This is a genomic window from Prevotella pallens ATCC 700821 (assembly GCF_000220255.1).
GTDB classification, from domain to species: Bacteria; Bacteroidota; Bacteroidia; order Bacteroidales; family Bacteroidaceae; genus Prevotella; species Prevotella pallens.
The window spans coordinates 1,312,187-1,313,831 of record NZ_GL982513.1 but is presented as its reverse complement, the minus strand read 5'-3'; the positions used below and the strand labels follow the sequence as shown (position 1 = coordinate 1,313,831).

Genomic DNA, 1,645 nt, shown 5'->3' with positions numbered 1-1,645 from the left:
AATCAATTAATAAACACAGTACCTTTGTCTCACCAATTATAATGAGGTAAGATAGAACGGGAATATACACAAAAATCAAAGTGTACGGTAAATTATGAATAAGAAAACGATTTGGACAATTGCAATTATAATGGGGCTTTCGTTTCTTGCCCTTCTTTTGCTCCAGCTCAATTACATTGAAGAAATGGCAGAGATGAAGAAAGAGCAATTCGATGAATCGGTTAATCGTGCCCTTTATCAAGCATCTCGTAATATGGAACTTAATGAAACATTACGGTTCTTAGAAAAAGATGTGAATAATAATGAACTGAAGAATATAAAATATAGTTCTTCCCAACAAAAAGGAGATGCCACAAAAGGAGAGAGGAAAGCAAAGACAGCTGATACAGAATCTTCTTATTCCTCATTCGAAATGAAATTAACACAAAGCAATCCCTCTTTACGAACAAAAGCAACAATCTTGCGTAATGATACTGGGACTATTTCTGCAACTAAACGTAGAATGCAAGAAGTTGTACGAAATCGCTATGTGTATCAAAAGGCTCTACTCGAAGAGGTTGTTTACAATATATTGTATTCTGCATCAGATAAACCATTGAACGAACGGATTAATTTTAAGATGCTCGATCAAGATTTAAAAGCAGAGATGATGAACAATGGAATTAATATCCCCTATCATTTCTCTGTTTACACGCAAGATGGGCGTGAAGTTTACAGATGTCCTGACTATATTAACGATGGAGAAAGTAATAGCTATTCACAAGTTCTTTTTCGAAACGACCCTCCAAATAGAATGGGTGTAGTAAAAGTACATTTCCCAGATATGAATAGTTATATTTTCTCAAGTGTACGTTTTATGATACCGTCTATCATCTTTACAATGGTGTTGCTGATAACGTTTATATTTACAATCGTCATTATATTCCGACAGAAAAAATATTCAGAGATTAAGAATGACTTCATAAATAATATGACGCATGAACTAAAGACACCAATTGCAAGTATATCTTTAGCTGCACAGATGATGAACGATAAAGGATTAGTAAAATCACCTAAAATGATAGAACATCTGGGCGGAGTTATAACAGACGAAACAAAACGACTACGGTTCTTAGTTGAAAAGGTTCTCCAAATGAGTATGTACGACAGCAAAAAGGCTGTATTGAAAAAGAAATATGTAGACTTAAACGAGATGGTAGAAACTATAGCTCATTCGTTTACTTTACGCGTAGAACATACGGGAGGTAGAGTATATACAGAAATAGACGCAATAGATTCTAAAATGTATGTAGACGAAATGCACTTCCAAAATATTATATTTAACCTGTTAGATAATGCCGTTAAATATGCCAAGGTAGATCAACCATTAAATGTGTATTTAAAAACTTGGAATACAAACAATCATCTCTATTTAACAATACGAGATACGGGACAGGGTATAAAAAAAGAAAACTTAAAGAAAATCTTCGAAAAATTCTATCGTGTACATACAGGAAATTTACACGATGTAAAGGGATTTGGATTAGGATTAGCTTATGTTAAAAGAATGATAGATTTACACGAAGGCGAAATTAAAGTAGACAGTGAATATGGAAAAGGAACGAAATTTACAATTATATTGCCAGTGTTATTAGATAAATAGAAA

General features: G+C 33.1%; 1 protein-coding gene. It reads left to right on the top strand.

The features are described from left to right. Positions 1–94: 94 nt before the first annotated feature. Entirely contained in the window at positions 95–1,642 is a 1,548-nt protein-coding gene (locus tag HMPREF9144_RS05045) for a sensor histidine kinase (RefSeq protein ID WP_006044816.1), read from the top strand. Positions 1,643–1,645 lie beyond the last annotated feature (3 nt).